At 63.5% G+C, this 24,830-nt stretch carries 22 protein-coding genes; 8 read left to right on the forward strand and 14 right to left on the reverse strand.

The window, feature by feature from the left end; genetic code table 11:
• Positions 1-87: 87 nt before the first annotated feature.
• A complete protein-coding gene (locus WBR68_RS29335; protein ID WP_127183948.1) occupies positions 88-1,494 on the reverse strand; it encodes a sigma-54-dependent transcriptional regulator in 1,407 nt (468 codons plus the stop codon).
• On the reverse strand, positions 1,491-3,443 hold the full coding sequence (locus WBR68_RS29340) for a sensor histidine kinase (protein ID WP_230695993.1): 1,953 nt from the start codon (positions 3,441-3,443) through the stop codon (positions 1,491-1,493). Before WBR68_RS29340 ends, WBR68_RS29335 begins: the two co-directional genes overlap by 4 nt.
• Before the next feature lie 294 nt (positions 3,444-3,737).
• Between WBR68_RS29340 and WBR68_RS29345 the strand changes: the two genes are divergently transcribed.
• A complete protein-coding gene (locus tag WBR68_RS29345; protein ID WP_050449058.1) occupies positions 3,738-5,093 on the forward strand; it encodes a dicarboxylate/amino acid:cation symporter in 1,356 nt (451 codons plus the stop codon).
• 2 nt (positions 5,094-5,095) lie between these two features.
• On the opposite strand, the gene WBR68_RS29350 is transcribed toward WBR68_RS29345, so the two are convergent.
• The 7 genes from WBR68_RS29350 to WBR68_RS29380 form a co-directional block, all read right to left on the reverse strand.
• Positions 5,096-5,722: a Maf family protein gene (locus WBR68_RS29350; protein ID WP_127183951.1), complete on the reverse strand. Its 627-nt coding sequence runs from the start codon at positions 5,720-5,722 to the stop codon at positions 5,096-5,098.
• A gap of 33 nt (positions 5,723-5,755) precedes the next feature.
• Positions 5,756-6,226: a 23S rRNA (pseudouridine(1915)-N(3))-methyltransferase RlmH gene (gene rlmH, locus WBR68_RS29355; RefSeq protein ID WP_050449060.1), complete on the reverse strand. Its 471-nt coding sequence runs from the start codon at positions 6,224-6,226 to the stop codon at positions 5,756-5,758.
• Positions 6,227-6,235: 9 nt separating this feature from the next.
• Positions 6,236-6,640: a ribosome silencing factor gene (gene rsfS / locus WBR68_RS29360; protein WP_050449061.1), complete on the reverse strand. Its 405-nt coding sequence runs from the start codon at positions 6,638-6,640 to the stop codon at positions 6,236-6,238.
• A 74-nt stretch (positions 6,641-6,714) separates the two neighbouring features.
• Positions 6,715-7,302, reverse strand: a complete 588-nt coding sequence (gene nadD, locus WBR68_RS29365; protein WP_050449095.1) for a nicotinate (nicotinamide) nucleotide adenylyltransferase — start codon at positions 7,300-7,302, stop codon at positions 6,715-6,717.
• Positions 7,299-8,210: an oxygen-dependent coproporphyrinogen oxidase gene (gene hemF / locus WBR68_RS29370; protein ID WP_230695994.1), complete on the reverse strand. Its 912-nt coding sequence runs from the start codon at positions 8,208-8,210 to the stop codon at positions 7,299-7,301. Before hemF ends, nadD begins: the two co-directional genes overlap by 4 nt.
• Before the next feature lie 15 nt (positions 8,211-8,225).
• On the reverse strand, positions 8,226-9,533 hold the full coding sequence (gene purD, locus WBR68_RS29375; protein ID WP_230695995.1) for a phosphoribosylamine--glycine ligase: 1,308 nt from the start codon (positions 9,531-9,533) through the stop codon (positions 8,226-8,228).
• A gap of 123 nt (positions 9,534-9,656) precedes the next feature.
• Positions 9,657-10,388 carry a YebC/PmpR family DNA-binding transcriptional regulator gene (locus WBR68_RS29380; protein ID WP_050449096.1) on the reverse strand — a complete coding sequence of 244 codons (732 nt, stop codon included), beginning with the start codon at positions 10,386-10,388 and terminating at the stop codon, positions 9,657-9,659.
• 163 nt (positions 10,389-10,551) lie between these two features.
• Here WBR68_RS29380 and WBR68_RS29385 point away from each other — a divergent pair, with 163 nt between their 5' ends.
• The 3 genes from WBR68_RS29385 to WBR68_RS29395 all read left to right on the forward strand — a co-directional run bounded on the left by WBR68_RS29385 (position 10,552) and on the right by WBR68_RS29395 (position 14,270).
• On the forward strand, positions 10,552-12,069 hold the full coding sequence (locus tag WBR68_RS29385; RefSeq protein WP_230695996.1) for a helicase HerA-like C-terminal domain-containing protein: 1,518 nt from the start codon (positions 10,552-10,554) through the stop codon (positions 12,067-12,069).
• Positions 12,070-12,188: 119 nt separating this feature from the next.
• Complete coding sequence (locus WBR68_RS29390) at positions 12,189-13,256, forward strand: tartrate dehydrogenase (protein ID WP_050449097.1); 1,068 nt, start codon at positions 12,189-12,191, stop codon at positions 13,254-13,256.
• A 48-nt stretch (positions 13,257-13,304) separates the two neighbouring features.
• The gene (locus WBR68_RS29395; protein ID WP_230695997.1) at positions 13,305-14,270 is read left to right on the forward strand and encodes a hypothetical protein; all 966 of its coding nucleotides are present in this window, start codon (positions 13,305-13,307) and stop codon (positions 14,268-14,270) included.
• An 8-nt stretch (positions 14,271-14,278) separates the two neighbouring features.
• Here WBR68_RS29395 and WBR68_RS29400 read toward each other — a convergent pair whose 3' ends face one another.
• The 5 genes from WBR68_RS29400 to WBR68_RS29420 all read right to left on the reverse strand — a co-directional run bounded on the left by WBR68_RS29400 (position 14,279) and on the right by WBR68_RS29420 (position 20,087).
• Positions 14,279-15,895: a DHA2 family efflux MFS transporter permease subunit gene (locus tag WBR68_RS29400; RefSeq protein ID WP_230695998.1), complete on the reverse strand. Its 1,617-nt coding sequence runs from the start codon at positions 15,893-15,895 to the stop codon at positions 14,279-14,281.
• Positions 15,892-17,085: an HlyD family secretion protein gene (locus WBR68_RS29405; protein WP_230695999.1), complete on the reverse strand. Its 1,194-nt coding sequence runs from the start codon at positions 17,083-17,085 to the stop codon at positions 15,892-15,894. Before WBR68_RS29405 ends, WBR68_RS29400 begins: the two co-directional genes overlap by 4 nt.
• A gap of 22 nt (positions 17,086-17,107) precedes the next feature.
• Positions 17,108-18,553, reverse strand: a complete 1,446-nt coding sequence (locus tag WBR68_RS29410; protein WP_230696000.1) for an efflux transporter outer membrane subunit — start codon at positions 18,551-18,553, stop codon at positions 17,108-17,110.
• Positions 18,554-18,661: 108 nt separating this feature from the next.
• On the reverse strand, positions 18,662-19,168 hold the full coding sequence (locus tag WBR68_RS29415) for a MarR family winged helix-turn-helix transcriptional regulator (RefSeq protein WP_230696001.1): 507 nt from the start codon (positions 19,166-19,168) through the stop codon (positions 18,662-18,664).
• A 31-nt stretch (positions 19,169-19,199) separates the two neighbouring features.
• A complete protein-coding gene (locus WBR68_RS29420) occupies positions 19,200-20,087 on the reverse strand; it encodes a DMT family transporter (protein WP_050449069.1) in 888 nt (295 codons plus the stop codon).
• A gap of 73 nt (positions 20,088-20,160) precedes the next feature.
• Here WBR68_RS29420 and WBR68_RS29425 point away from each other — a divergent pair, with 73 nt between their 5' ends.
• The 4 genes from WBR68_RS29425 to WBR68_RS29440 all read left to right on the forward strand — a co-directional run bounded on the left by WBR68_RS29425 (position 20,161) and on the right by WBR68_RS29440 (position 24,829).
• Positions 20,161-21,144, forward strand: coding sequence for a DMT family transporter (locus tag WBR68_RS29425; protein ID WP_050449070.1), 984 nt, complete (start codon positions 20,161-20,163; stop codon positions 21,142-21,144).
• 51 nt (positions 21,145-21,195) lie between these two features.
• Entirely contained in the window at positions 21,196-22,185 is a 990-nt protein-coding gene (locus WBR68_RS29430; protein WP_230696002.1) for a quinone oxidoreductase family protein, read from the forward strand.
• A gap of 191 nt (positions 22,186-22,376) precedes the next feature.
• A complete protein-coding gene (gene styD / locus WBR68_RS29435; protein ID WP_127183956.1) occupies positions 22,377-23,876 on the forward strand; it encodes a phenylacetaldehyde dehydrogenase StyD in 1,500 nt (499 codons plus the stop codon).
• A gap of 71 nt (positions 23,877-23,947) precedes the next feature.
• The gene (locus tag WBR68_RS29440; protein WP_230696003.1) at positions 23,948-24,829 is read left to right on the forward strand and encodes a transporter; all 882 of its coding nucleotides are present in this window, start codon (positions 23,948-23,950) and stop codon (positions 24,827-24,829) included.
• Position 24,830: the final 1 nt, after the last annotated feature.

Genomic DNA, 24,830 nt, shown 5'->3' on the forward strand with positions numbered 1-24,830 from the left:
AGATTTTATCTTTGCAGCACTGATGAATTGAAAAACGCCTCGCGGCTGATGCCGCGAGGCGTTTTTGTTTGATGCGCCGCCGTTTTATTATGGGTTCGTCAGATATTGCTGACGGTCGATGCTGTGGCGCTGGAGTTTGTCGTAAAAGGTCTTGCGTGGAATGCCCAAGGTATCCAGTGTGGCTTTTACATCGCCTCGGTTGGCGATGAGCGCATCGCGGATCAGTTGTGCTTCCACGATTTCCATGCGTTCTGGCAGGCTGAGAACCTCATGCGCTTGAGGCGTTGGACCGGACTCTGGCAGGTTTAGCACGCCAAGCACGACGCGTTCGGCAAAATGAGCGAGTTCGCGCACATTGCCCGGCCAGTCGTGAGTCATGACGTATTGTTTAACCGCGGCGGGCATCTCTGGAATGTCGCGATGAAATCGGCGCGATGCATGGCCAAGATAATGAGCAAACAACAAGGGGATATCATCCCGGCGCTCGCGTAGGGGCGGGATGCGGATTGTCACCACATTGAGCCGGTAGAACAGGTCTTCACGGAACTTGGCACGGATGGCCGCACTACCCAGATCTTCTTTTGTAGCGGCCACGACGCGCAGGTCCAGATTACGCACTTCGTTGCTGCCCAATGGAGTGATCTGACGAGATTCGAGCACGCGCAGCAATTTCACCTGCACCGCGAGCGGCATGCTTTCGATTTCGTCCAGGAACAGGGTTCCTCCGCTGGCATGTTCGATCCGGCCGACACGCTTTTTGTGTGCGCCAGTAAATGCCCCGGCTTCGTGTCCGAAGAGTTCGCTTTCGATTACGCTCTCCGGCAACGCGCCGCAGTTGATCGCGACCAACTCACGATGGCGACGGAGGCTGAGTCGATGCAGCGCTGTTGCCACGACTTCCTTGCCTGTGCCCGTTTCGCCCTCGACCAGCACATCGACATTCGCATCCGCAATGTGGCGGAGCGTTTCCTTGATGCGCTGCATGGCGGGCGTGGTGCCGATAAAAGGTACTTCATCGGCTTGCACCGCGAACGCCGCTTCGCGAAGACGACGGTTTTCCAGCACCAGACGACGCTTTTCTGCAGCGTGCAAGATGGCGGTGGTAAGTCGGTCGGCAGCATAGGGCTTGGCCAGAAAATCATAGGCGCCCTCGCGCATGCATTGCACTGCCGTAGCGATATCGCCATGGCCCGTGATAAGGATGACCGGCAGTTCCGGGTCAATACCACGCAGACGCTTGAACAGTTGCAAGCCGTCGATGTCCGGCATGCGGATGTCGGTTACGACCACGCCGTCGAAGTCGCGGTGCAAGGCCGGAAGCGCAGAGCGTGCGGTTTCGTATGCGTCTACGGCCATACCGTGCAGCTTCAGGGTTTGAACGTTTGCGCGGCGCAGCTCGTCATCGTCGTCGATGAAGACGACATGGGGCGCTACGGGGTCGCGATCGTCATGCGCTGGAGCCGCATGTGGAAAAGTGTCAGGGTTCTGGATCATGTCGAGAGGGCAGAGCGGGCGTGGCCGGTATCTGCCTTGCGTAACGTAAGGATGAACATGGCGCCTTTCTGGGCACCGACCGAGGCTGGAAAATCGGGTTCACCGGCTTGGCCCGCGCGCAGGTCGCCACCGAATTCGGCGACGATGTCACGGCAAATGACCAAGCCCAGGCCCAGCCCTTCCGGCTTCGTCGTATAAAAGGGCGTGAATAGCCGTGCCCTGGCGTCGTCCGACAACCCCGGGCCGTTGTCGCTAACCTGAAGCTCTACCGTGGCGCCCAGGTCTTGCAGGGTGACAATGACCTGGCCATCTGGAATGTCTTCCAACGCTTCCATTGCGTTTTGCAGCAAGTTGACCAAGACCTGCTCCAAGCGGATACGGTCGGCTCGGACAAGCACATCCTGGTCGGCAGACGGCCGCACAAGCGCAACGCCTTGCCGGCGCGCGCGCGGGCCGATCAACAACAGTGCGCCGTCCAACGCCTCTGTCAGACTGGTTGGGCCTACCGACCTGCCGGCTTTGCGTGAGAACGCGCGCAATTCGCCTGTGATATGGCCAATGCGTTCGGTCAGTGCGGCGATGGTGCCCAGATTCTCTTTTGCGGCCTGCGCGTCACTGCGGCGCAGAAATTCCGTGGCATTGTCTGCGTAAGCCCGAATCGCCGCGACGGGTTGGTTGATTTCATGAGCCACCCCCGCGGCAACCTGGCCCAGCAACGCAAGCTTGCTGGCTTGCACCAGTTCGTCCTGCATCGTATGCAGGCGAGCCTCGGTACGTTGGCGTTCATCCATTTCGTCCATCAGTTGTTCATTGACCTCGCGCAATTGGCCTGTGCGTTCGTTCACCAACGCCGCCAATTGCGCCTGGATGGCGGCTTGCTGCCCGGCCTTTTCGCGATTTCGATGACGCCGATACAGCACAATGCCGATGGCCGCGGCCAACAGGCTCTGCACCAACAAGGCCGCCAACTGGGCATTGGCAGTGGCTTGGTTCACGGCCGTTTGCACGGGTGACAGCAAATGCAAGGTCCAGCCCGGAGTTTCCGCAACAGGCAAGGTGGTGTGCAGCAGCGGCGCACCTTTGGGAATCTGTGGCAAGGCGCTGTCGGCACGCACCAACTGACCATTGCCGACCGGCGACAAACGTGGCGTTACGGGCAACGGTTCAAAGCGTGCGTCGCCAAACTGAAGGCTGGTGCGCAGCGCTTGTGCCAAGTCAGTCGCCAGCGGCGCCAAGACGTCGAAGCGCCAATCGGAGACACTGCCCAGCAGTACGACGCCATGCTCATCGGTAACGAAGATGGGCGCGGCGGATTGCCGCCAATCAGCCTCTAGGCCACGAAAATCCACCTTCAATACGATCACACCCAACATGGCGCCGTTGGCGTCGTCCACACGGCGAGACAGATAAAGGCCGGCTTCGTGGCTGACGGTGCCCAAGGCGAAGTGCTCCGCATAGCCATTGGCGACGGCGCGTTGGAAGTAGGGGCGAAATTGATAGTCCACGCCGACGAACGTGGCCGGTTCACGCCAATTGCTGGCGGCGATTGCCAAGCCGGTTTTGTCCAGTAGATAAATGGCGGAGGCACCGACGCCACGCGCCAGTGTGTCGAATTTGTCGTCCAGCGATTCTATTTGGGCAGCCGAGGCGCCCTGTAGCGCTGCGCGCACGTCGACGTCTCGCGTCAAGACGAAGGGCAAGGCACGGAATTTGTCGAGGTTGTTGCGTAGCAGCGCGGCGTTGATCTGGCCCGCGTTGCGGGCCAGGGCGGTGGCGCTCTTGATCGCGTTGTCACGCGCCCATTGCGTGGCCACATGCAAGGTGCCGACGACGACGGCGGCTGCTATCAGAATACCCAGCCCTCGCACGCGCCACGATGCAGGCGCAAGTTCCACGGTGGGTGGGGAAGACGATGCGTCTGAGGGGGAGGGGGGAGAATATTTGGACATTTTGTGCGGTTTTCCGCATATTCTAGCCTTCTTTTGTGTGGATATCCGCCAGGCTAATGTCAGTCGGGTGCGGCATAAGAAATGAAAACCTAGCCTTATCAATGGGTTGTGGCGGGCGCCTGGCATTTCGCTGGCCTGGCACAGGTCTTGCATATGTACCCACAAGCCGAGCGACAACCGCGCCCGGTGATATTGGCGTGCGCCCACAACGCAACGCCATAAAACAGAAAACGCCCCGTCGCCGCTGCGCTCAAACCGCGCGGGGGCTAGGGGCATTGGTGGGGACAAAACCCGATGATCGACGTGGATCAAAGCGCACCCGTGCGCAAGCTGAAGTTCTATCAAATCCTGTATGTGCAGGTGATTTTCGCCATCGTGGTGGGCGTGTTGCTGGGGGCGTTCAAGCCTGAGCTCGGCCAGCAGATGCAGCCGTTGGGCGATGCCTTCATCAAGCTGGTGAAGATGATCATCGCACCCGTGATCTTCCTGACCGTCGCGTCGGGTATCGCCGGCATGAGCGACTTGAAAAAAGTCGGGCGCGTGGCCGGCAAGGCGATGCTGTATTTCCTGACTTTTTCGACGCTGGCCCTGATTGTGGGCATGGTCGTCAGCCATGTCGTTCAGCCGGGCGCGGGCATGCATATCGACCCCAGCACCCTGGACCAGAAAGCCGTGGCCAGTTTCGTGGCCAAGGCGCACGACTCGACCATCACCGGCTTCCTGATGAACATCATCCCCACGACGATCTTTAGCCCGTTCGTGGGCGGAGATATTCTGCAGGTGCTGTTCGTGGCGGTTCTGTTTGGTATCGCGCTGGCCATGGTGGGCGAGCGCGGCAAGCCAATTCTGAGCTTCATGACGGCGCTGGCCCAGCCCATCTTCAAGCTGGTGGCGATTCTGATGAAGGCGGCTCCCATTGGCGCGTTCGGCGCGATGGCGTTCACCATCGGCAAGTACGGCATCAAGTCAGTTGTGAACCTGGCCATGCTGGTGGGCACCTTCTACGCCACGTCGGTGCTGTTCGTGGTGGTGGTGCTGGGTCTGGTCGCTCGTTACAACGGTTTTTCGATCCTGAAATTGGTGCGCTACATCCGCGAAGAATTGTTGTTGGTGTTGGGCACGAGTTCATCGGAAGCCGCTTTGCCCACCTTGATGCAGAAGATGGAACGCGCGGGGTGTTCGAAGTCGGTAGTCGGCTTGGTGGTGCCCACGGGATACTCGTTCAACCTGGACGGCACCAATATCTACATGACGATGGCCGCGCTGTTCATCGCGCAGGCTTGCGACATTCCCTTGTCGCTGGGCGATCAGATCCTGCTGCTGGCCGTGGCGATGCTCAGCTCCAAGGGCGCGGCGGGCGTCACGGGGGCCGGTTTCATTACCCTGGCCGCCACCTTGTCGGTGGTGCCGTCCGTGCCCATAGCGGGGATGACGCTGATTCTGGGCGTGGATCGCTTCATGTCGGAATGCCGCGCCTTGACCAACTTGGTCGGCAATGCGACTGCCGCGGTCGTGGTGGCGCGTTGGGAAGGAGAGCTGGATCAGGAGCAACTGCACGCCGCGCTGGAGGGGCAGTTGGCGCCTGTGGTGCCGGCTTCTGAAGCGCCGGCGCACGACACGCCGCCCGTCTTGGGCCACACGCCCGTTTAAGTTCAGGGTATCTGGATACCTGCCGCTCGCAGCAGATTCGACGTTTCGAATAGTGGCAGGCCCATTACGCCGGTATAGCTGCCGGCAATGCGCGAAATGAAAGTACCGGCCAAGCCCTGGATGCCATAGGCGCCGGCCTTGCCGAAGGGCTCGCCGCTATCGCAGTAGCGGCTGATTTCGTCGTCGCTCAAGTCGCGCATGTGCACATCGGTGACGGATACGGCTTCCAGTAGTTGACCGCCGGTCCAGACTGCGACGGCGGTACGGACTTCATGCGCGTGTCCGGACAAGGCACGCAAGATTCGCACAGCATCCGCGCGGTCGGCGGGCTTGCCTAGCACGACGCCATTCAGAATGACGGTGGTATCGGCGGCCAACAGGGGCAGATCAGACAGGTTGTTGGCGCGCATCCAGTCGCGGCCTCGCAGTGCCTTGTCGCGGGCAGTGCGTTGAACGTAGTCCGCGGCGCTTTCGCCTTCGTGCTGGGGCTCGTCTTCGCCGGGAGGCGCCGGCACCAGCAGGACGGTGTGCGCAAGGCCGATCTGGGTTAGCAGTTCACGCCGCCTTGGGCTGGCCGAGGCCAGATAGAGGCGGGCGGGGGCAGAGTCAGGGGCGGCAGTGTGAGGCATGCGGAATCGAGTGGGGCGCCGCCCTTGCAGCGGTCAGGCGCGGTGGTAGGGGTGGTTGGTCATGATGGCCCAGGCGCGATAGAGCTGTTCGGCCAGTACCACGCGAACCATGGGATGCGGCAAGGTCAGCGACGACAAACGCAGTTGCCCGCTGCAAGAGGCCTTCAAATCGGCGTCCAGGCCATCGGGGCCGCCCACCAGAAAAGCCACGTCCTGACCGCCCGCACGCCACTGTTCGAGCTTTTGCGACAAGGCCATGGTGGTCAGGTCGCGGCCGCGTTCGTCCAGCGCCAGCCGAAGCGCACCGGCGGGTAATGCGGCTTCAATGCGTTTGGCTTCCGCCGCCATCATCTGGGCCGGCGTCTTGCCGGTGGTGCGGGGTTCGGGCTTGATCTCGCGCAATTCCAGCGCGCAATCGGCGGGCAGGCGCTTGGCATAGTCGGCCCAGGCAGTCTCTACCCAGTCCGGCATTCGCGTACCCACCGCCGCAACAATCAGCTTCACGGCAAGAACTCAGGCTTCGGCGTCGTCGTAGCCGTTGTCGGCGGGGATCGGCGCAACCCGGGTCGATTCCGGCAGCAGTTTCACACGGACCGGCTTGCCGCCCCAGATTTCTTCCAGGTTGTAATACTGGCGGATGGCGGGTTGCATGATGTGCACGACGACGTCGCCAAGGTCGACGACGACCCATTCACCGGTGTCCTCGCCTTCGATGGTGATGCCGGTCAGTTCAAGGGCGCGGCCGCGGTCGGCCACGCTGGAGGCGAGGGCTCGGGTTTGGCGGTTGGAGGTGGCGCTGGCAATCACGACGCGATCGAACAAGCTTGTCAGATGCGTGGTGTTGTAGACCTTGATGTCTTGCGCCTTGACGTCTTCGAGGGCATCGATGACGGCGCGTTGGAGTTTCGTTATATCCATAGCTGCAAATATAACCCGCGGACGGACGGCGGATGCCGGCTCCGTGGCGCTTTCTGCGCCGGGCGGGCGTAGGTTTATCGGTAAAGTTGGTGCGCCGCAATATAGGCGGCGACGGACGGGGCCAACAGGCCGTCGGTGGGTTCGCCCGCAGCCAGCCGCCGACGGATGTCGGAAGCGGACACTGCCATGGGCGCAAAGGGCAATTCTTCCAGGCTGTGGCCTTGGGCTTGCAGCCACGCGGTCAGTTCCGGAGGCGGCGTAAGCGGGGTGCCGGGACGAGTGGCCACGGCCAGATCCACCAGGCTGGCGATGTCACGCCAATTACGCCAGGTGCAAAAATTGGCGAGTTGATCAGCCCCCAGCAGCCAGACATAGCGCGCGCCCTGAGGCAGGCCGCGCAGCGTGTCGATGGTGTAGGTGGGGCCGCTGCGTTCGATCTCGACGGGGTTGACGGCTAGCCCTTCGTGCCCGGCGATGGCCAGTTCCAGCATGTCACGGCGTTGTTCTCCCGTGGCGTGCAAGGCTGCGCGCTGCCAGGGGTTGCCGGCGGGGATCAGTTCCACGGCGGCCAGGTCCAGCGTATCCAACGCGCTTTTTGCCAGCGCAACATGGGCGACATGGACGGGGTCGAAGCTGCCGCCCAGGAGACCGATGCGCTTCAAACCCAATCCCGCGGCGTCAGGTAGGTGGCCAGCTCGGCTTCCGGCGTGCCTGCTTCGGGCTGCCAGTCGTAGCGCCATTGCGCCAAGGGTGGCATGGACAGCAGGATGGATTCGGTGCGGCCACCGGATTGCAGGCCGAACAGCGTGCCGCGGTCGAACACCAGATTGAATTCCACGTAGCGGCCACGGCGGTAAGCCTGGAAGTCGCGTTCGCGTTCGCCGTAAGCCATGTCGCGGCGGCGTTCAACGATGGGCAGATAGCTGTCCAGGAACGCATCCCCCACAGAGCGGGTCAGCGCGAACGAGGCGTCAAAACCAGGCGCGTTCAGGTCGTCAAAAAAAACGCCGCCGATGCCGCGCGTTTCGTTGCGGTGCTTCAGGAAGAAGTACTCATCGCACCAGCGCTTGTAGCGCGGGTAGTACTCAGGGCCGTGGGCGGCCAGCGCGTCGCGGCAGACCGTATGGAAATGCCGCGCGTCATCTTCGAAAGGGTAGTAGGGCGTCAGGTCTATGCCGCCACCGAACCAGAAGACGTTGGGTTCGTCATGCCCGGGGCGGGCCGCTGCCACGAACATGCGCACATTCATGTGGGTGGTGGGCACGTAGGGGTTGCGCGGGTGCAGCACCATGGACACGCCCATGGCTTCCCAGGCTCGGCCGGCAAGCTCGGGCCGGTGGGCGCTGGCCGACGGGGGCAGCTTGGTGCCCTTGACGTGGCTGAACAGTACGCCCGCGCGCTCGAACAGCTTGCCGCCTTCCAGCAGGCGCGACAGCCCGCCGCCGCCTTCCGGGCGTACCCATTCATCGGCACGGAAGGGACCGCCTTCCGCCGCTTCCAGCGCTTGGACAATACGCGCCTGCAAGCCGGTGAGGTAATCGCGGACAGAGGCAACGGGCAAGGCGTTCATCAGCGCTTTCCGGGGTTACGCGTTGGACTTGGGCTTTTGTTGCGACGGCTTGAGCGCGCGCCAGCCGATGTCGCTGCGGTACTGGCGGCCATCGAAATGGATGCCGTCGATGGCTTCGTACACGCGGTCGCGAGCCATCTTGACCGAATCGCCCAGGGCCGTGACGCACAGCACGCGGCCGCCGGTGGTCTTGGTGTCTTCACCATCCAGTTCGGTGGCGGCATGGAAGACCATGCAGTCTTCGGCGTCGGCGGGCAGGCCGCGGATGACGTCGCCCGTGCGCGGTGTGTTGGGGTAATTGTGCGAGGCCAGCACCACGCCCAGGGCGGTGCGGCGGTCCCAGACGATGTCGGCCTGGTTCAGCGTGCCGTCCACCGCGTGCTCAAGCGCATCCAAAAGGTCGCTCTTGACGCGCATCATGATGGGCTGCGTTTCCGGATCGCCCATGCGGCAGTTGAATTCCAGCGTCTTGATTTCGCGGTCGGGGTCGTCGCCCGGGGCGATCATCAGGCCAGCGTACAGGAAGCCGGTGTAGGGGATGCCGTCGCGCGTCATGCCCTGCACCGTCGGCAGGATGATTTCGCGCATGATGCGGTGGTGCAGTTCGGGCGTGACGATCGGCGCGGGCGAATACGCGCCCATGCCGCCGGTGTTCGGACCCTGGTCGCCGTCTTGCAGGCGCTTGTGGTCTTGGCTGGTGGCCAGCGCCAGCACGTTGCGGCCGTCGCACATGACGATGAAGCTGGCTTCTTCGCCCACCAGGCATTCTTCGATGACCACGCGAGCGCCCGCGGCGCCCATCGAGCCGTCGCCCAGCATGGCGTCAACGGCGGCATGAGCTTCTTCCAGCGTGGCCGCAACCACGACGCCCTTGCCGGCCGCCAGGCCGTCAGCCTTGATGACGATGGGGGCGCCTTCCTGGTCAATATAGGCGTGCGCCTGGACCGGGTCGGTGAAGGTGGCGTAGCGCGCGGTGGGGATGTTGTGCCGGACCATGAAGGCCTTGGCGTAGTCCTTCGAGCTTTCCAGTTGCGCGGCGGCCTTGGTGGGGCCGAAGATTTTCAGGCCGCGCGCGCGGAATACATCCACCACGCCCGAGGCCAGCGGCGCTTCCGGCCCAACGACCGTCAGGGCGATTCCTTCGCGCTGGACGAAATCGGCCAGCTCCTCGGCATTGGTGAGCGCGATGTTTTCCATCTGCTCGGCCCGTTGCGTGCCGCCGTTACCCGGGGCGACAAACACCTTGTGTACGCGCGGGGAGCGGGCCAGCCGCCAGGCGAGGGCATGTTCGCGGCCGCCCGAGCCAATTACCAGGAGTTTCATGTTGCGTGATTCTGAAGGTTGCCACTCTAGCCCGTGGAGAAGGCGACGGACCCGGGACAGCCCGGGGCCGATTCATATTCCAGCGCGCTGACGGATTGGCCGTCAACGCACTGAACCGTGGATTTACTGCGCTTCGTCGAAAATGACGGTGGTATAGACTTCCTGCACGTCGTCCAGGCCTTCCAGGGCGTCGAGCAGTTTCTGCATCTTGATGGCGTCTTCGCCAGCCAGTTCGGTTTCGTTCAGCGCCTTCATGACGATGCCGTCAACTTCGGCTTTCAAACCGGCTTCATCGAAAGCCTTGCGCACGGCGGCGTAGTCGGCCGGCGCGCAAACGACTTCGATCACGCCTTCTTCGTCGGTCGTTACGTCTTCGGCGCCGGCATCGAGCGCGGCTTCCATGACCTTGTCTTCTGCGGTGCCGGGCGCGAATACGAACTGGCCGCAATGCTTGAACATGAAGGCCACCGAGCCTTCCTGGCCAAGGTTGCCGCCGTTCTTGGCGAAGGCGTGGCGGACTTCCGCCACGGTGCGGGTGCGGTTGTCGGTCATGCAGTCGACGATGACCGCCGCGCCGCCGATGCCGTAGCCTTCGTAGCGGACTTCCTCGTAGGCGTCGCCGTCAGCGCCGCCCGCGCCACGCTGGATGGCGCGCTGGATGTTGTCCTTGGGCATGTTGGCGTCGGTGGCCTTGTCCCAGGCCATGCGCAAGCGGGGGTTGCTGTCCGGGTCGGGGCCGCCGGCGCGCGCCGCCACGGTGATTTCACGAATGATCTTGGTCCAAAGCTTCCCGCGCTTGGCGTCTTGACGCCCTTTGCGGTGCTGGATATTGGCCCATTTGCTGTGTCCGGCCATGGCTTCCCAGGAGAATTTGTCTGCAAAAAAAGGCATTTTACCGTGCCGGCGGCCATAGCGCCCCGGCGTGGCCACGCCTGTGTCGATATTGCCACGCGCACAAGCACTACGGCAGGCTCTACACTTGGCCATCCTTTTGGCTTCCTGGTCCGGAGCGTTGCCCATGCCTAATCCCATCGTCATTGCCAAGAATGCGCAGACCGAACTGGCCCTGTTACCCGCTTTGGCCAACCGGCACGGGTGCATTACCGGCGCCACGGGCACCGGCAAGACCGTCACCCTGCAAGTGTTGGCCGAATCGTTTTCACGCATCGGCACGCCAGTGTTCATGGCCGACGTGAAGGGCGACCTGACCGGTATATCGCAAGCTGGGGTGGCCAGCCCCAAGCTGGTGGAGCGGCTGAAAAGTCTGGGCCTGGACGAACCCGCGTGGGGCGCCAGCCCCGTCACGCTCTGGGACGTGTTTGGCGAGCAGGGCCTGCCGGTGCGGGCCACCATTACCGATATGGGGCCACTGCTGCTGTCGCGCATCCTGGAACTGAACGACACGCAGGAAGGGGTTCTGACCCTGGTATTCAAGGTGGCCGACGACGAAGGCCAACTGTTGCTTGACCTGAAAGACCTGCGCGCCATGCTGCAAAACGTGGCGGACCGTTCGGCCGAGCTCAAGACCCGCTACGGCAATGTGTCCTCGGCCAGCGTGGGCGCCATCCAGCGCGGCTTGCTGGCGCTGGAATCGCAGGGCGCCGAAAAGTTCTTCGGCGAACCCATGCTGGACGTGGCCGACCTGATGCGCACCGATGCCCAGGGGCGTGGCATGGTCAACGTGCTGGCCGCCGACAAACTGATGCAGGCGCCGCGGCTGTACGCCATTTTCCTGCTGTGGCTCTTGGCCGACCTGTATGAAAAGCTGCCCGAAGTGGGCGACATGGACCAGCCCAAGCTGGTTTTCTTTTTCGATGAAGCGCACCTGCTGTTCAACGACGCACCGGCCGCGCTGCTGAACAAGATCGAACAGGTGGTGCGCCTGGTGCGGTCCAAGGGCGTGGGCGTTTATTTCGTGACCCAGAATCCGCTGGACATTCCCGACACCGTGTTGGGGCAACTGGGTAACCGCGTTCAGCATGCCTTGCGCGCTTTTACCCCGCGCGACCAGAAGGCCGTCAAGACCGCCGCGCAGACGATGCGCCCGAACCCGGGCCTGGACATCGAAGCGGCCATTACCGAGCTGGGGGTGGGCGAGGCGCTGATTTCCTTGCTGGACGCCAAGGGCCGCCCCATGCCGACGGAACGTGCCTACGTGATGCCGCCGGCCAGCCGCATCGGCCCGGCGACGGACGCCGAGCGCCAGCTGTTGCGCCAGGGCAGCCCGATGGCCGCCAAGTATGAAAAGGCGATCGACCGGGAATCCGCTTACGAAAGCCTGGCTGGTCGCGCCGCCGTGCCTGCAGATTCCCCCAGCGGCAAGCAGGCGGAACCCAAAGACGAGGCGCCCGCCGAATCTTCCGACGGCGGTTTGATGGGCCGCTTGAACGACGTGCTCTTCGGATCGACCGGCCCTCGCGGGGGCAAGCGCGACGGCGTCGTTCAAACCATGGCCAAAAGCACGGCCCGTTCCATTGCGCGTGAATTGACGCGCGGCATTCTGGGATCGCTGCTGGGCTCAAAAACCCGCCGCTGACGCCACCTGTCCACTGGCAGGACGCTACCCTTCGTTTTGTAACGGGGGGTGTTGCGTCGCGCCCGTTTATGCCTATGATTCTGGGCGGTCTATCAAAGGAAACCTTAAGGACAAACGTGGTGGCTAAGAAACACAAGATTGCGGTGATTCCAGGGGACGGTATCGGCAAAGAGGTCGTGCCGGAAGGGCTGAAAGTGCTGGACGCCGTGGCGACGCGCTTCGGCATCGAATTCCAGTGGGATCATTTCGACTGGAGCTGCGACTATTACGCGCAGCACGGCAAGATGATGCCGGACGACTGGAAGGCGCAAATCGGGCAACACGAAGCGATTTTCTTCGGCTCGATCGGCTGGCCCGCCACGGTGCCAGACCACGAGGCGCTGTGGGGCTCGCTGTTCAAGTTCCGTCGCGAATTTGATCAGTACATCAATTTGCGACCGGTTCGCCTGATGCCTGGCGTGCCGTCGCCGCTGGCCGACCGCAAGCCCGGCGACATTGATTTCTTCATCGTCCGTGAAAACACCGAAGGCGAATACTCCAATAGTGGCGGCCGCCTGTTCGAAGGCACCGATCGCGAAGTGGTCATTCAGGAAAGCGTGTTCACGCGCATTGGCGCGGAGCGTGTGCTGAAGTTTGCATTCGAGCTGGCCCAAAAACGCGGCAAGCACCTGACTGCCGCCACCAAGTCCAACGGCATCTCGATTTCGATGCCCTGGTGGGACGAGCGTGTTGCTGAAATGGCCGGGAACTATCCGGACGTGCGCTGGGACAAATACCATATCGATATCTTGTGCGCGCACTTCGTGCAGCATCCGGATTGGTTCGATGTGGTGGTGGCTTCCAATCTTTTCGGCGACATTCTTTCCGATCTGGGGCCGGCGTGCACGGGCACGATTGGCATTGCGCCGTCGGCCAACCTGAACCCCGAACGCAAGTTCCCGTCGCTGTTCGAGCCGGTGCACGGTTCGGCGCCGGATATCTATGGCAAAGGCATCGCCAACCCGATCGGACAGATCTGGAGCGGCGCATTGATGCTTGATTTTCTGGGTTACCCCGAGGCCTCGGCTGCCGTGGTGAAAGCGATTGAAACCGTGTTGGCGGATGGGCCGCGCACGCGGGACATGAAGGGAAGCGCATCGACCGTTGAGGTGGGGGACGCAATAGCGTCGCTGATCGCGGCCGGCTAAGCGCATTTAGCGGGGGTCGGCCGTTCAGGCAAGTTGATGGAACATTCAATGTCTTCTACCGCCACCGCCCACGTGGGCAGTGGGCGGGCCGACCGCTTGGTGCGCAAGCTGTTCCGATTACTGCGTGCGCGCACGCAGCGGCACAACCAGCATTTGTGGCCGTTCGTGCGGATCTGGCGAGACCGCACGGGCGCCATCAGCGGCTTTCGCGCCTTTGGCCGGTCGCTGCCCTTGACCCCGCTGGCCCAAGGCTACGACCGCGCCGATGACACGGTGCATCTGATTCTCAGCGGCCCGTCGGTTGCGCAGATTCCCTACGATCAGTTGGATATTCGCGTGGCGATGGGCGTGAATGGCGCTATCGCGCTCGCGCGCAAGTTCGATCTGCCATTCAAGTACTACTGCATCATCGACCAGAATTTTGTGCGGGAACGCATTGAACTGGTCCGTGAGATCGTTGGCCGCGACCTGACCCTCTACGTGTTTCCGGAAGTGCTGCGCTACATCATGCAAGGCATCCCGCAAGATCAGATCCGCTGCCGCATCTGCATTGTTGAACTGATTTCCGAACGCGCTTATCAGCGCAGTGTGGCGCCGGCGGTGCTCAAGCGGATTGCCGCGGCCACGCCTGAAGTGCAATTGCTGGATGCCAAGCAGGGCCTGGGTTACAGCTTTGACGCGTCGCTGGGCGTGTTTGATGCTGATACGGTGGCTTATGCGGCCTTGCAGGTGTTGATGTCCGGGGGCGCACGGCAGGTGTATGTGCACGGACTGGACCTTACCGTTGCGAACGGGCTGCGGTTTTACGACGAAGGCGACCGGCCTCAGAGCAGCCGCCTGGCGCGAAAATTCACGCATCTGATCGAACCGTCTTTCCGCTTTGCGGCCCAGCAATGGCGGGCGCGCGGCGTGTCGGTGTTCAACCTGTCTCCCGTCAGCGCGTTATCGGCCGACATCATCGAGCGGCTTGATTGGCGGGCCTTCGTGAAAAAGGACGCGCATAGCGCGTCCTGATTCACGCATCAGTGCGCGCCTGCCGCGGCCTCGGCTGCACCACCGCCGCCCGATTTGCCAGAGCGGGGCCGCGCGAACCAGACCAGGCCCGTCAGCATCAGGAAGATGATGGCTGAGGCATAGAACACATCCACCGCCGACATCGTGAACGCTTGCGTGTTGATCAGCCCGTCGACCATGCTTAATGCTTGCTGATGTGACATGCTCAGACCGTTCTGCAGGGCGTTCATGGTGTGGTCAAACGCTTGCTGGCCGGGCTTGGCGGCCTCGGTCAGTTGCGAGTGGTGCAGGGTGGCGCGGTTTTCCCACAGCGTCGTGGCGATCGAGGTGCCGAACGCGCCCGCCGTCAACCGCAGGAAGTTCGACAATCCGGACGCGGCGGGAATGCGCCACGGTTCGATGCTGGACAGGGTGATGGACGTCAGCGGCACGAAGAACGCCGCCATGGCCGCGCCCTGGATGATGGTCGGCAACATGAGCGTGCGCACGTCGGTCTGGGTGTTGAAGCCCGCCCGCATGAAGCACACCAGCGCGAAGATCAGGAACGCCACGGTCACGATCTGGCGCGGGTCGCGCGTGGCCAGCATCTTGCCCACGATGGGGGTCAACAAGATGGCCAGCAAGCCCACCGGTGCTGTCACCAGGCCGGCGTAGGTGGCGGTGTAGCCCATATTGCTTTGCAGCCACAACGGCAGCAGCACCACATTGCCGAAGAACACGCCGTAGGCCACGGCCAGCGTCAGCGCGCCGACGGTGAAGTTGCGTTCCTTGAACAGGCGCAGGTCCACCACGGGATGGGCGTCGGTCAGTTCCCAGATCAAAAAGAACACGAAGGCCACGAAAGCGGTTGCCGCCAGCGCAATGATGGTGGGGCTGGCGAACCAGTCCAGTTCCTTGCCCTTGTCCAACATGATCTGCAAGGCGCCAACCCACACCACCAGCAGCACCAGGCCCAGCTTGTCGATGGGCAGCTTGCGGGTCATGGATTCGCGCTTGCCGTAGATGCGCCAGCTGATCCAGGCGGCCAAGAGGCCCACCGGCACATTGATGTAGAAGATCCAGGGCCAGGTGTAGTTGTCTGAAATCCAGCCGCCCAGCAAGGGCCCAGCCACGGGCGCGACCAGCGTGGTCATGGACCAGACGGCCAGCGCCATGCCCGCCTTGGACTTCGGGAAGCTGGCAAGCATCAACGTTTGCGACAGCGGGATCATCGGGCCGGCCACCGCGCCCTGCAAAACACGAAACGCGATCAGCGCTTCCAGCGATGGTGCAAAGCCGCACAGCCACGAAGCCAGTACGAACAGCAGCGTGGAAATCAGGAACAGGCGCACTTGGCCGAAGCGCTGCGTGAGCCAGCCGGTCAGCGGTACCGTGATGGCATTGGCCACCGCGAACGAAGTGATGACCCAAGTGCCTTGGCTGGTGCTGACGCCCAGGTCACCCGAGATGGTGGGGATGGACACGTTCGCGATCGACGTATCCAGCACGTTCATGAACACCGCCGTGGACAGCGCGATGGACCCGATGATGCGGGCTGCGCCTTCCAGCGGCGGGTGGGTGCCCGGCGGCTGGGCGGGTTCCACGGGGGGCGCGCCAGCGCCCGCGGGCTGGGCGGTCGTGCTCATGATGCGAGGTTGTCCTCGATGATCTTCTTGATCATGGCGTCGACATCATCGTGCGCCGGTTCGAAGGCACGCGTGGACCAGGCCGGCTCGCTGCGCACGGCTTGTGTCAGCGCTTCGCCGTCCTGCGGGCCCACATCCACTTCCACGTCCATCGACAGGCCGACGCGCAGGGGGTGCGACTTCAGGTCTTCGGGGTCAAGCAGGATACGCACGGGCACGCGCTGCACCACCTTGATCCAGTTGCCCGTGGCGTTCTGGGCGGGCAAGAGCGCGAAGGCGCTGCCAGTCCCGGCGTCCAGCCCGGCGACCTTACCGTGGTAAACGACCGAGCTGCCGTACAGGTCGGCCACCATCTTGACCGGTTGGCCGATGCGCATCTTGCGCAGTTGGCCTTCCTTGAAGTTGGCTTCCACCCAGACCTGGTCCAGCGGCACGACCGTCATCAGCGCGTTGCCCGGCGCCACGCGCTGGCCGACCTGCACGCTGCGCCGCGCGATCACACCGCCCACCGGCGCGGGCAGCACGGTACGTGATTGGGCCAACCAGGCGTTGCGCAGGCCAGCGGCGGCCTGAAGCACGTCGGGGTGGTTGGCAACGGTGGTGCCCTGCGTCAGCGCCTGGTTGGTCACCAGTTTGGCTTGCGACGCGGCCAAGGCGGCGCGGGCTTGGGCCAGGCCGGATTGTGCCGACTTCAGCGCGGCTTCCGCGTGCAGGATCTCTTCACCGCTGACACCACCGGACTTGGCCAGTTGTTGACGGCGGCTGACGTCGCTTTGCGCGCGGGTCAGTTCGGCCTGCGCGCGCAGAATGTCGGCACGGCGCAGATCCACATCAGCGGCCAGCGCATCGTTCTGAACGTAATAGGTGCGGACCTGGCGCACCATCTGGGCCAGCCTGGCCTGCGCTTGTTGCAGCGCCACGTCGGTGTCCGCGGGGTCCAGGCGCACCAGCGGCTGGCCAGCCGCGACGGTCTCGGTATCGTCGGCTTCGATGGCCACGACGGTGCCGGGCACCTGCGGCGTAATTTGCACCAGGTTGCCGTGTACGTAGGCGTCGTCGGTGCTTTCGAAATGGGCGCCGAATAGCGCCCACCAGATGCCGTAGGCGATGGCGATGAGAATGAAGACGCCGGTCGCGAGCAGCAAAAGGCGTTTGCGGGCGGGGTTGGCGGTGGGGGTGGCAGCGTTCATGACGTCTGAATCCGGGGATCGTTCAATGAATGGGGGTCGGTGCGGCGGCGGACTGCGCGGTTTGCGCGGTGTCCGTCTGTGGCGGCGGCGTGTAGCCGCCGCCCAGCGCGTTGGCAAGGTTGGCATCAAGCTGATAGGCGCGGATACGCAAATCGGTATCCAGGCGGGCCTGGGTCAACACGCCGGTTTGCGCGATAAGCACGGTGATGTAGTTGCCCAGACCGGCCTTGTAGCGGTTTACGGCCAGCTCGTAGGCGGCTTCGATGGCGGTGCGGGCCTGGCGCTGTTGGGCGCGCTCCTGCTCCAGCAGGCGCAGGCCGTCCAGCGCGTCGGCCACCTGATGCACGGCGTCCAGCACGGTCTGGTTGTAGTCCGACACGGCCAGATCGGCGTCGGCGCGGCGCCCGGCCAGGTTGGCATTCAGTTCGCCGCCATGGAAGATGGGCAACGTGACGGCCGGCCCAAAGCCCGCCGTGCGGGCCGCGGCACCCAGCAGGTTGCCCGTGCCCAATGCCTGGAAGCCGGCAAACGCGGTCAGGTTGACGTTGGGGTAGAACTCCGCTTTGGCGGTGTCGATGGCGCTGCGCGCGGCTTCGGCGCGCCAGCGCGAGGCCACGACGTCGGGGCGATGGCCCAGCAGATCCAGCGGAATGGCCGTGGGCACAACGCCCGCGGGCGCGGTCAGGTCCACGGCCACCAGCGACTGGCCGCGTTGCGGGCCGGCGCCTGCCAGCGCCGCGACCTGATTGCGCAACTGCGCCAGCGTCGTTTCCGCCTGCGTCAGTTCCACCTGGCCGGCAGCCAGCGACGATTCCGCCTGCTTCACTTCCACCTGCGTATCCAGGCCGGCGCTGTAACGGCCTTGCGTCAAGGACAAGACATCGGCGCGTTGCGCGATCACCCGCTTGAGCACATCGCGCTGCGCGAAGGCGTTCTGCAGATTCAGGTAGGCGCGTACGGTGGCGCTGGCCAGCATGTTGCGCGCGGCTTGCGCGTCGGCGGTGGCGGCCTCGCGTTCCGACACGGCCGATTTCAGGCGCGAACGGTTCTTGCCCCAGAAGTCCAGCTCATAGCTGAAGTCCAGCGCCAGCCGGTTATCGCTGACGACGCTGCCGCCCAGCGGGGCCGGGTAGATGTAGTCGGACGACAAATGTTCGCGGGTCAGTGAGTAATCGGCGTCCACGCGGGGCAGAAGCGGGGCGCGGGCTGTGCTGACGGCGGCATTGGCCTTGGCCAGGCGCGCTTGCGCCGCGCTCATCGACGGGTTGTTGGCCAGCGCTTCGTCCATCAGGGCGTTGAGCTGCGGGTCGCCGTAGCGTTGCCACCACTGCGTGTTGGGCCAGGCGGTGTCGTGGCCGGTCAAGCCCAACTTGGCCGCATCCAGCGCTACAACGGGTTCGGGCCCGGGTTCCATCAGTGCGCAACCGCTCAGGGCAAGCACCAATACGGTATAAAGAAGGCGTTTCATCCTGACTGTTTGCTGAAAGTAATTGATTGATCTGTATTTGCCTAGGCAAATATTATGCCAAATAAAACCCCAGGCGCATGGGGCGTAGCTAAAACGGGGGCAGCGTCGTCAGCGCTCGGGCGCCGTGCCCGATGCCGAGCCGTTGGCGATCATGCGGCGCAGGAAGTGCATGAGCTGGGTGACTTCGTCGGCGGAAAATCCCCGCAGATGGTGATTCAGCGCCCGGGCGATGGTAGGAGGAATTTCGCGGGCCTTGGCTTCGCCCAATTCGGTCAGTTCGATCTTCACGACGCGGCGGTCTTCTTGGCTGCGACTGCGGCGCAGCAGCCCTTTGGCCTCAAGACGGTCAAGCGCGCGAGTCATGGCGCCGGTGTCCATGTCATTCAGGCGGGCAAGTTCAGCGGGGGTGTCGGCGCGGCCAAGAAAGACCATGGCCAGCGGGCGCCATTGCATGGCGGTAAGGTCCAACGGCGCCATCTCCTGATCCAGCATTCGGGTCAGGGAGTGATAGACCAGCTTGACGAGATAGCCCGCGTTCTCTTCCCCCATGCAACGGTGGTCGTTGCGGTAGTGGATAGGGTTGTCGGCGGCGGGCGGGGGGGTTTCGGCATTCATGGGCGGAATTTTACTGCCTAGTCAGTTATTGTCAAGGCTGTGATTTTGCCACCGCTTCTACATCGACCGCGCCTTTGCGCAGGCCCGACCAGACAATCGCCGCGACGATCAGGGCGGCGCCGGCAATCATGCGGGGCGTCGGTTCCTGGCTGAACAGCACCCATGCGAAGGCGATGGCGTACACCGGTTCCAGGGCAATCACCAAGCCTGCGCTGCGGGCGTTCAGACGGGTCAGGCTGGACACGAACAGGTAGTGCGACAGGCCCGTGCAGAAGATGCCCAGCAAGGCCAGCCAGAACCAGTCCAGCGCGGGCAGGGCGGGCAACTGGCCAACGGCGAACGGCACCATCACCAGCGCCACCACCACGTTTTGCCAGCACGCCACCTGCATCGGGTCCATGCCGGAGGCTGAACGCCGGTTGCTCAACGCCAGCAGGGCGAAGGTCAGCCCGGACAGCAGGCCCCACGCCAGGCCAATGGTGCCCTGGTCAGCCAGATCGAAAGACGGCGTCACCAGGATGAGGCCAGCGGTGACCAGACCCAGCAACATCCATTCGGCGGCGCGAATGCGCTCTCGGAAGAGCAGGCCTTCGAACAGCGTGATGAATGCGGGGAAGCTGGCGAAACCCAGCGTGGCGATGGCGATGCCGCCCACCTTGACCGATATGAAGAACGTGACCCAGTGCGCCGCCAGCAAGGCGCCGGCAAGCACCAGCACGAATAGCTGGGCGGGCGTCAGCACGCCCAACAGCGGCTTGCGGCGCATGCGGGCAAAAATGCCCAGCGAGATCACCGCGAAAACGGCCCGGCCCAGCGTGATGACGGCGGCGCTGGCTTGTATCAACTCCCCGAAAACGCCGGTCAGGCCGAACAGCACGGCCGCAATATGGATGTAGGTCAGAGCGCGATGTCGGGTCATGCCGGAGGGTGTCGATGCCAAAAAGCGATGTTTAAGCGTGCAAAGAGCGTTGCACTGAATCTAAAATCATCGCATGAATCGTATCGCCAAGCTTTTGCCATCCTCTCTTCCGTCCGGCCGCGCGGCCGGAATCCTGATGGCAATGCTGGGCGCGGTGCTGTTTTCGGCCAAGGCGATTGTGGTCAAGTTCACCTACCGATATGGCATCGACGCGGTCACGCTGATCGCCTTTCGCATGCTGTTTGCGATGCCCTTCTTCGCGGCGGTGGCCTGGCATCAGTCACGCCGCGCCGCGCGCGGCGAGATCGTGACGATGACCGCCAAAGAGCGCGTCCAGGTCATCGTGCTGGGACTGCTGGGTTACTACCTGTCCAGCTTCCTGGACTTCCTGGGCCTGCGCTACATCACCGCAAGCCTGGAACGGTTGATTCTGTTCCTGTCGCCATCCCTTGTCGTGCTGCTGTCCGCGTTCTGGTTCAAGCGCCCCATCGAACGCCGGCAATGGCTGGCCATGGTGCTGTCGTATGCCGGTGTGGTGCTGGTGTTTGCCCACGACCTGTCCTTTGGTGGCGGGAGCGAGGTGCTGTTAGGGTCTTTGTTCGTTTTTGGCTCGGCGGCAAGCTATTCTGTTTACCTGATTTGTTCCGGCGAACTGATCAAGCGGGTCGGCCCGACGCGGTTGGTAGCCTACGCCATGCTGGTTTCATGCGTGGCCTGCATCATCCAGTTTTTCTTGATCCACCCGCCGTCAATGCTGCTTCAGCCGGCGGGTGTGTACGGGTATTCGGTGATCCACGCCACGTTGAACACCGTGGTGCCGGTCTTCATGCTGATGTGGGCGGTGTCGCTGATTGGTGCGCCCACGGCATCATTGCTGGGCATGGTGGGGCCGGTGTCCGTGCTGTTTCTGGCGTCGTGGTTCCTGAACGAGCCCATTACCTTGTGGCAGTTGGCGGGAACCGCGCTGGTGTTGACCGGTGTGTTCGCCTTGATGGGCGGCGGCGCCGGCAGGCCGGTATCCGACGCAAAGCGCGCAGCCGATTCGCCGTCGCGTTAAAGCCTGGTTTTCCCGATTTATTCGCATCATTTCCATTGAAAGGAGGCCAGCATGGCCAGCAATCTCGTCAAGGCAATTCGTATCGAGCAGCACGGTGGTCCCGAAGTCCTGAAGCTGGTTGACGTGGAAGTTCCGCCGCCCGCCGCCAATGAAGTCACGATTGAGCAGCACGCCGCTGGCCTGAATTTCATCGATATCTATTTCCGCACGGGCTTGTACCCGCATCCGCTGCCGCACGGCCTGGGTTTCGAAGCCGCGGGCGTGGTCACGGCCGTGGGCGCCGACGTCAAGCACCTGAAAAAGGGCGACCGTGTCGCCTATGGCCAAAGCCCCATCGGCGCCTACGCCAAGGCGCGCAACGTGCCGGCCAATCAAGTGGTCACCGTGCCCAAGGGCATTGGTTTTGACGAGGCCGCCGCGCTGATGCTCAAGGGCCTGACGGTGCAGTACCTGTTCCGCCAGACCTATCGCCTGCAAGGCGGTGAGACCATTCTGTTCCATGCGGCCGCGGGCGGCGTGGGCCTGATCGCGTGCCAATGGGCCAAGGCGCTTGGCGTGAAGCTGATCGGCACCGTGTCCAGCCCGGAAAAGGCCGAACTGGCGCGCGCCAACGGCGCTTGGGAAACCATCGATTACTCGCGCGAAAACGTGGTTGAGCGCGTGCTGGAACTGACCAAGGGCAAGAAAGTGCCGGTGGTCTACGACGGCGTGGGCAAGGACACCTGGGAAACCTCGCTGGACTGCATTGAGCCGCGCGGCCTGATGGTCAGCTTTGGCAATGCGTCCGGCCCCGTGGCCGGCGTCAACCTGGCCGTGCTGAACCAGAAGGGCAGCCTGTACGTCACGCGCCCGTCGCTGGGCGTGCATGTGAACACCCTGGAAAAGCTGCAAGCCGCCTCCAAGGAAGTCTTTGACCTGGTCCTGAAGAAGAAGATCAAGGTCCGCATCGACCAGCGCTACAGCCTGGAACAGGTCGGCGAAGCGCAGACCGCGCTGGCATCGCGCAAGACCACCGGCGCCACGGTGTTGATGCTGGACTGATCCACCGCATCTGGCGCGCAGCTCCAAGCGAGCGCGCGACGGGCCGGGCAGGACGCGCAATGCGTGGTCTGCCCGGCCTTTTCATTGGCATGTCCCCGTGCGCAGAATGACAAATCCCCATGCACGGCCCGACAAGCCAGCGATAAAGCCCGTTGCTATTCTGGCTCCACACTTTTCGTGGGAGCTTTCAGATGTCTTCAGCAAGCGCAGGTGCCACGGTCGACCGTCCGGAACTGGCCGCCATCCGGGAATTCATGCTGATAGACGGCAAGCCGGTGCACGAAGGGCAGGGCCAGCCTATCCCGGTGTACGACCCGGCCACGGGCCGCGTCATTGCCCATCAACCCGATGCGGGCCCCGCCCAGGTGGACTTGGCCGTGCAGGCCGCGCGGCGCGCTTTTGAGTCCGGGCCGTGGCGCGACACGCTGCCCGCCGGCCGTGAACGCCTGCTGCTCAAGCTGGCTGACTTGCTGGAACAGCACGGCACCGAACTGGCCCGGTTGGAAACTCTGAACAACGGCAAACTGCTGGGTATTGCGCAGGGCCTGGAAGTGGGAGCGGGCGCGCAATGGCTGCGCTACATGGCCGGGTGGGCCACGAAGATCACGGGCGATACCTTGTCGCTGTCGATTCCTTTCCCGCCTGGCGTCCAATACAGCGCCTATACGCTAGCGCAACCCGTGGGCGTGGTGGGCGCCATCATCCCGTGGAACTTCCCGTTGCTGATGGCGGTGTGGAAGATCGCACCCGCGCTGGCAGCCGGCTGCACGGTGGTGCTCAAGCCCGCCGAGGAAACCCCCTTGACTGCCTTGCGGCTGGCCGAACTCGTGCTTGAAGCAGGCTTTCCGCCCGGCGTCGTCAACGTCATCACCGGGCGTGGCGAAACGGCCGGCGCCGCGCTGGTGGCGCATCCGGGCATCGACAAGATCGCCTTCACCGGCTCTACCGAAGTGGGCAAGCTGATCGGGCGGGCCGCCATGGACGACATGAAGCGGGTGTCGCTGGAACTGGGCGGCAAGTCTCCCGTTATCGTGCTGGACGACTGCGACGTCGACCGCGCCGTGCAAGGCGCCGCCGCGGCCATTTTCTTCAACCAGGGGCAGGTGTGCACGGCGGGCTCGCGTCTGTATGTGCAACGCGGCCTTTACGACAAAGTCGTGCAGGGCTTGGCCGACGTGGCCGCCGGCATGAGCTTGGGGTCCGGTTTCGACCCGGCCACGCAGATCGGCCCGCTGATCTCGGCGCGGCATCAGCAGCGCGTCATGGACTATATCGGCATCGGCCGTGCCGAAGGGGGGCGCGTGTTGACGGGGGGCGTGGCCGGCGACGGCGAAGGCTACTTCGTGCGGCCCACGGTGTTTGCGGATGTGCCGCAACAAGCCCGCATCGCGCAGGAAGAAATTTTCGGACCCGTCGTCGTCGCGCAGCCCTTCGACGGCCTGGACGATGCCGTGCGTCTGGCCAACGACAGCGCCTTCGGCCTGGGCGCCAGCATCTGGAGCAACGACCTGACTCGCGTTCAACGCCTGATCCCGCGCATTGACGCGGGCACCGTCTGGGTCAACACCCACAACATGCTGGACCCCAACATGCCGTTTGGCGGCTTCAAGCAATCTGGCGTCGGCCGCGAACATGGTCGGGCCGTGCTTGAGATGTATCTAGAGAAGAAGTCTGTTTGCATCGCGTATTAGCACGGCGGGCAGCGCTGACCAAGCCGGGGCATACCGGCGGCGGCGCGTTCGCGACAACCAAGGGGAAGTGGATGGCAGGCAAGACATACGGCCGCGCCCGGGTGGGCGCAGCGCTGGCGCTGGCAGGGGCGGGTGCATTACAGCCGGCTTGGGCGGGTGACCCCAGCGCGCGCGACTGGATCCCGGCGCCGGTGGGCACCAATATCGTGGCGGGCTATCTGGCCGGCCTGCGCTCGTCCGGGTTGTACTCGGAGGGCAAGCGGGTCGGCGATGCGTCGGTAGACGTGAACGCGCTGGTCTATCGCCAGATGCACTACCGTGATTTCTACGGCAAGACGGTGCAACTGGAATTCATCGTGCCCATGTACCGCACGTCGCTGGACCTGCCGGGCGTGCCTGGCGATCATCAAACCGGCATTGGCGATGTGACGCTGGGCTCGGCAATCTGGCTCTACAACAACGAGCAGACCAAGACCTGGTTCGCCTGGGAGCCCTTCATCGTGGCGCCGGTGGGCCGCTACGACGGTTCGCGGCCCGATGTGTCGCCCGGCAAGAATCGATGGTCAACCATCCAGGACTTTTCATTCGTCAAAGGGGTGGGCGAATCCACCTATCTGGAAGCGATCGCCGAAGTGGAAATCTACGGCCGCAACACCGACTGGTACGGCCAGACCTTGAAGAAAGACCCGTCGTTCCGCTTCTTCGCGCTGGCCTCGACCAATCTCACCCCGGACACCTATACGGGCATCCGCTACCGCTACGAGACGGGCGGGCGCGAAACCGCATCCGGGGAAACGGTGGCAACCCGGGCCCGCAATCACCAGGTGGCGCTTGAACTCACGCACCAGATCAACGACGCCAACCAGATTCAAATGCAGTACATCCACGACCTGAAGGTCGAGAATGGGCCGCGCATGCGTGGCGTGCAACTGCGCTACGTCTACGCGTTCTAGG

The organism is Achromobacter sp. JD-1, from assembly GCF_038594925.1.
GTDB classification, from domain to species: domain Bacteria; phylum Pseudomonadota; class Gammaproteobacteria; order Burkholderiales; family Burkholderiaceae_B; genus Achromobacter; species Achromobacter spanius_C.

What these genes read in the sequence shown, in the direction of transcription:
- styD (WP_127183956.1), top strand. Translation starts at nt 22,377, where the DNA reads ATGTCTTCAGCAAGCGCAGGTGCCACGGTCGACCGTCCGGAACTGGCC.
- hemF (WP_230695994.1), bottom strand. Translation starts at nt 8,210, where the DNA reads ATGAACGCCTTGCCCGTTGCCTCTGTCCGCGATTACCTCACCGGCTTG.
- WBR68_RS29415 (WP_230696001.1), bottom strand. Translation starts at nt 19,168, where the DNA reads ATGAATGCCGAAACCCCCCCGCCCGCCGCCGACAACCCTATCCACTAC.
- WBR68_RS29405 (WP_230695999.1), bottom strand. Translation starts at nt 17,085, where the DNA reads ATGAACGCTGCCACCCCCACCGCCAACCCCGCCCGCAAACGCCTTTTG.
- WBR68_RS29385 (WP_230695996.1), top strand. Translation starts at nt 10,552, where the DNA reads ATGCCTAATCCCATCGTCATTGCCAAGAATGCGCAGACCGAACTGGCC.
- WBR68_RS29430 (WP_230696002.1), top strand. Translation starts at nt 21,196, where the DNA reads ATGGCCAGCAATCTCGTCAAGGCAATTCGTATCGAGCAGCACGGTGGT.
- WBR68_RS29420 (WP_050449069.1), bottom strand. Translation starts at nt 20,087, where the DNA reads ATGACCCGACATCGCGCTCTGACCTACATCCATATTGCGGCCGTGCTG.
- WBR68_RS29410 (WP_230696000.1), bottom strand. Translation starts at nt 18,553, where the DNA reads ATGAAACGCCTTCTTTATACCGTATTGGTGCTTGCCCTGAGCGGTTGC.
- WBR68_RS29345 (WP_050449058.1), top strand. Translation starts at nt 3,738, where the DNA reads ATGATCGACGTGGATCAAAGCGCACCCGTGCGCAAGCTGAAGTTCTAT.
- purD (WP_230695995.1), bottom strand. Translation starts at nt 9,533, where the DNA reads ATGAAACTCCTGGTAATTGGCTCGGGCGGCCGCGAACATGCCCTCGCC.
- WBR68_RS29440 (WP_230696003.1), top strand. Translation starts at nt 23,948, where the DNA reads ATGGCAGGCAAGACATACGGCCGCGCCCGGGTGGGCGCAGCGCTGGCG.
- rsfS (WP_050449061.1), bottom strand. Translation starts at nt 6,640, where the DNA reads ATGGATATAACGAAACTCCAACGCGCCGTCATCGATGCCCTCGAAGAC.
- WBR68_RS29425 (WP_050449070.1), top strand. Translation starts at nt 20,161, where the DNA reads ATGAATCGTATCGCCAAGCTTTTGCCATCCTCTCTTCCGTCCGGCCGC.
- WBR68_RS29395 (WP_230695997.1), top strand. Translation starts at nt 13,305, where the DNA reads ATGTCTTCTACCGCCACCGCCCACGTGGGCAGTGGGCGGGCCGACCGC.
- WBR68_RS29400 (WP_230695998.1), bottom strand. Translation starts at nt 15,895, where the DNA reads ATGAGCACGACCGCCCAGCCCGCGGGCGCTGGCGCGCCCCCCGTGGAA.
- WBR68_RS29340 (WP_230695993.1), bottom strand. Translation starts at nt 3,443, where the DNA reads ATGTCCAAATATTCTCCCCCCTCCCCCTCAGACGCATCGTCTTCCCCA.
- WBR68_RS29335 (WP_127183948.1), bottom strand. Translation starts at nt 1,494, where the DNA reads ATGATCCAGAACCCTGACACTTTTCCACATGCGGCTCCAGCGCATGAC.
- WBR68_RS29350 (WP_127183951.1), bottom strand. Translation starts at nt 5,722, where the DNA reads ATGCCTCACACTGCCGCCCCTGACTCTGCCCCCGCCCGCCTCTATCTG.
- WBR68_RS29380 (WP_050449096.1), bottom strand. Translation starts at nt 10,388, where the DNA reads ATGGCCGGACACAGCAAATGGGCCAATATCCAGCACCGCAAAGGGCGT.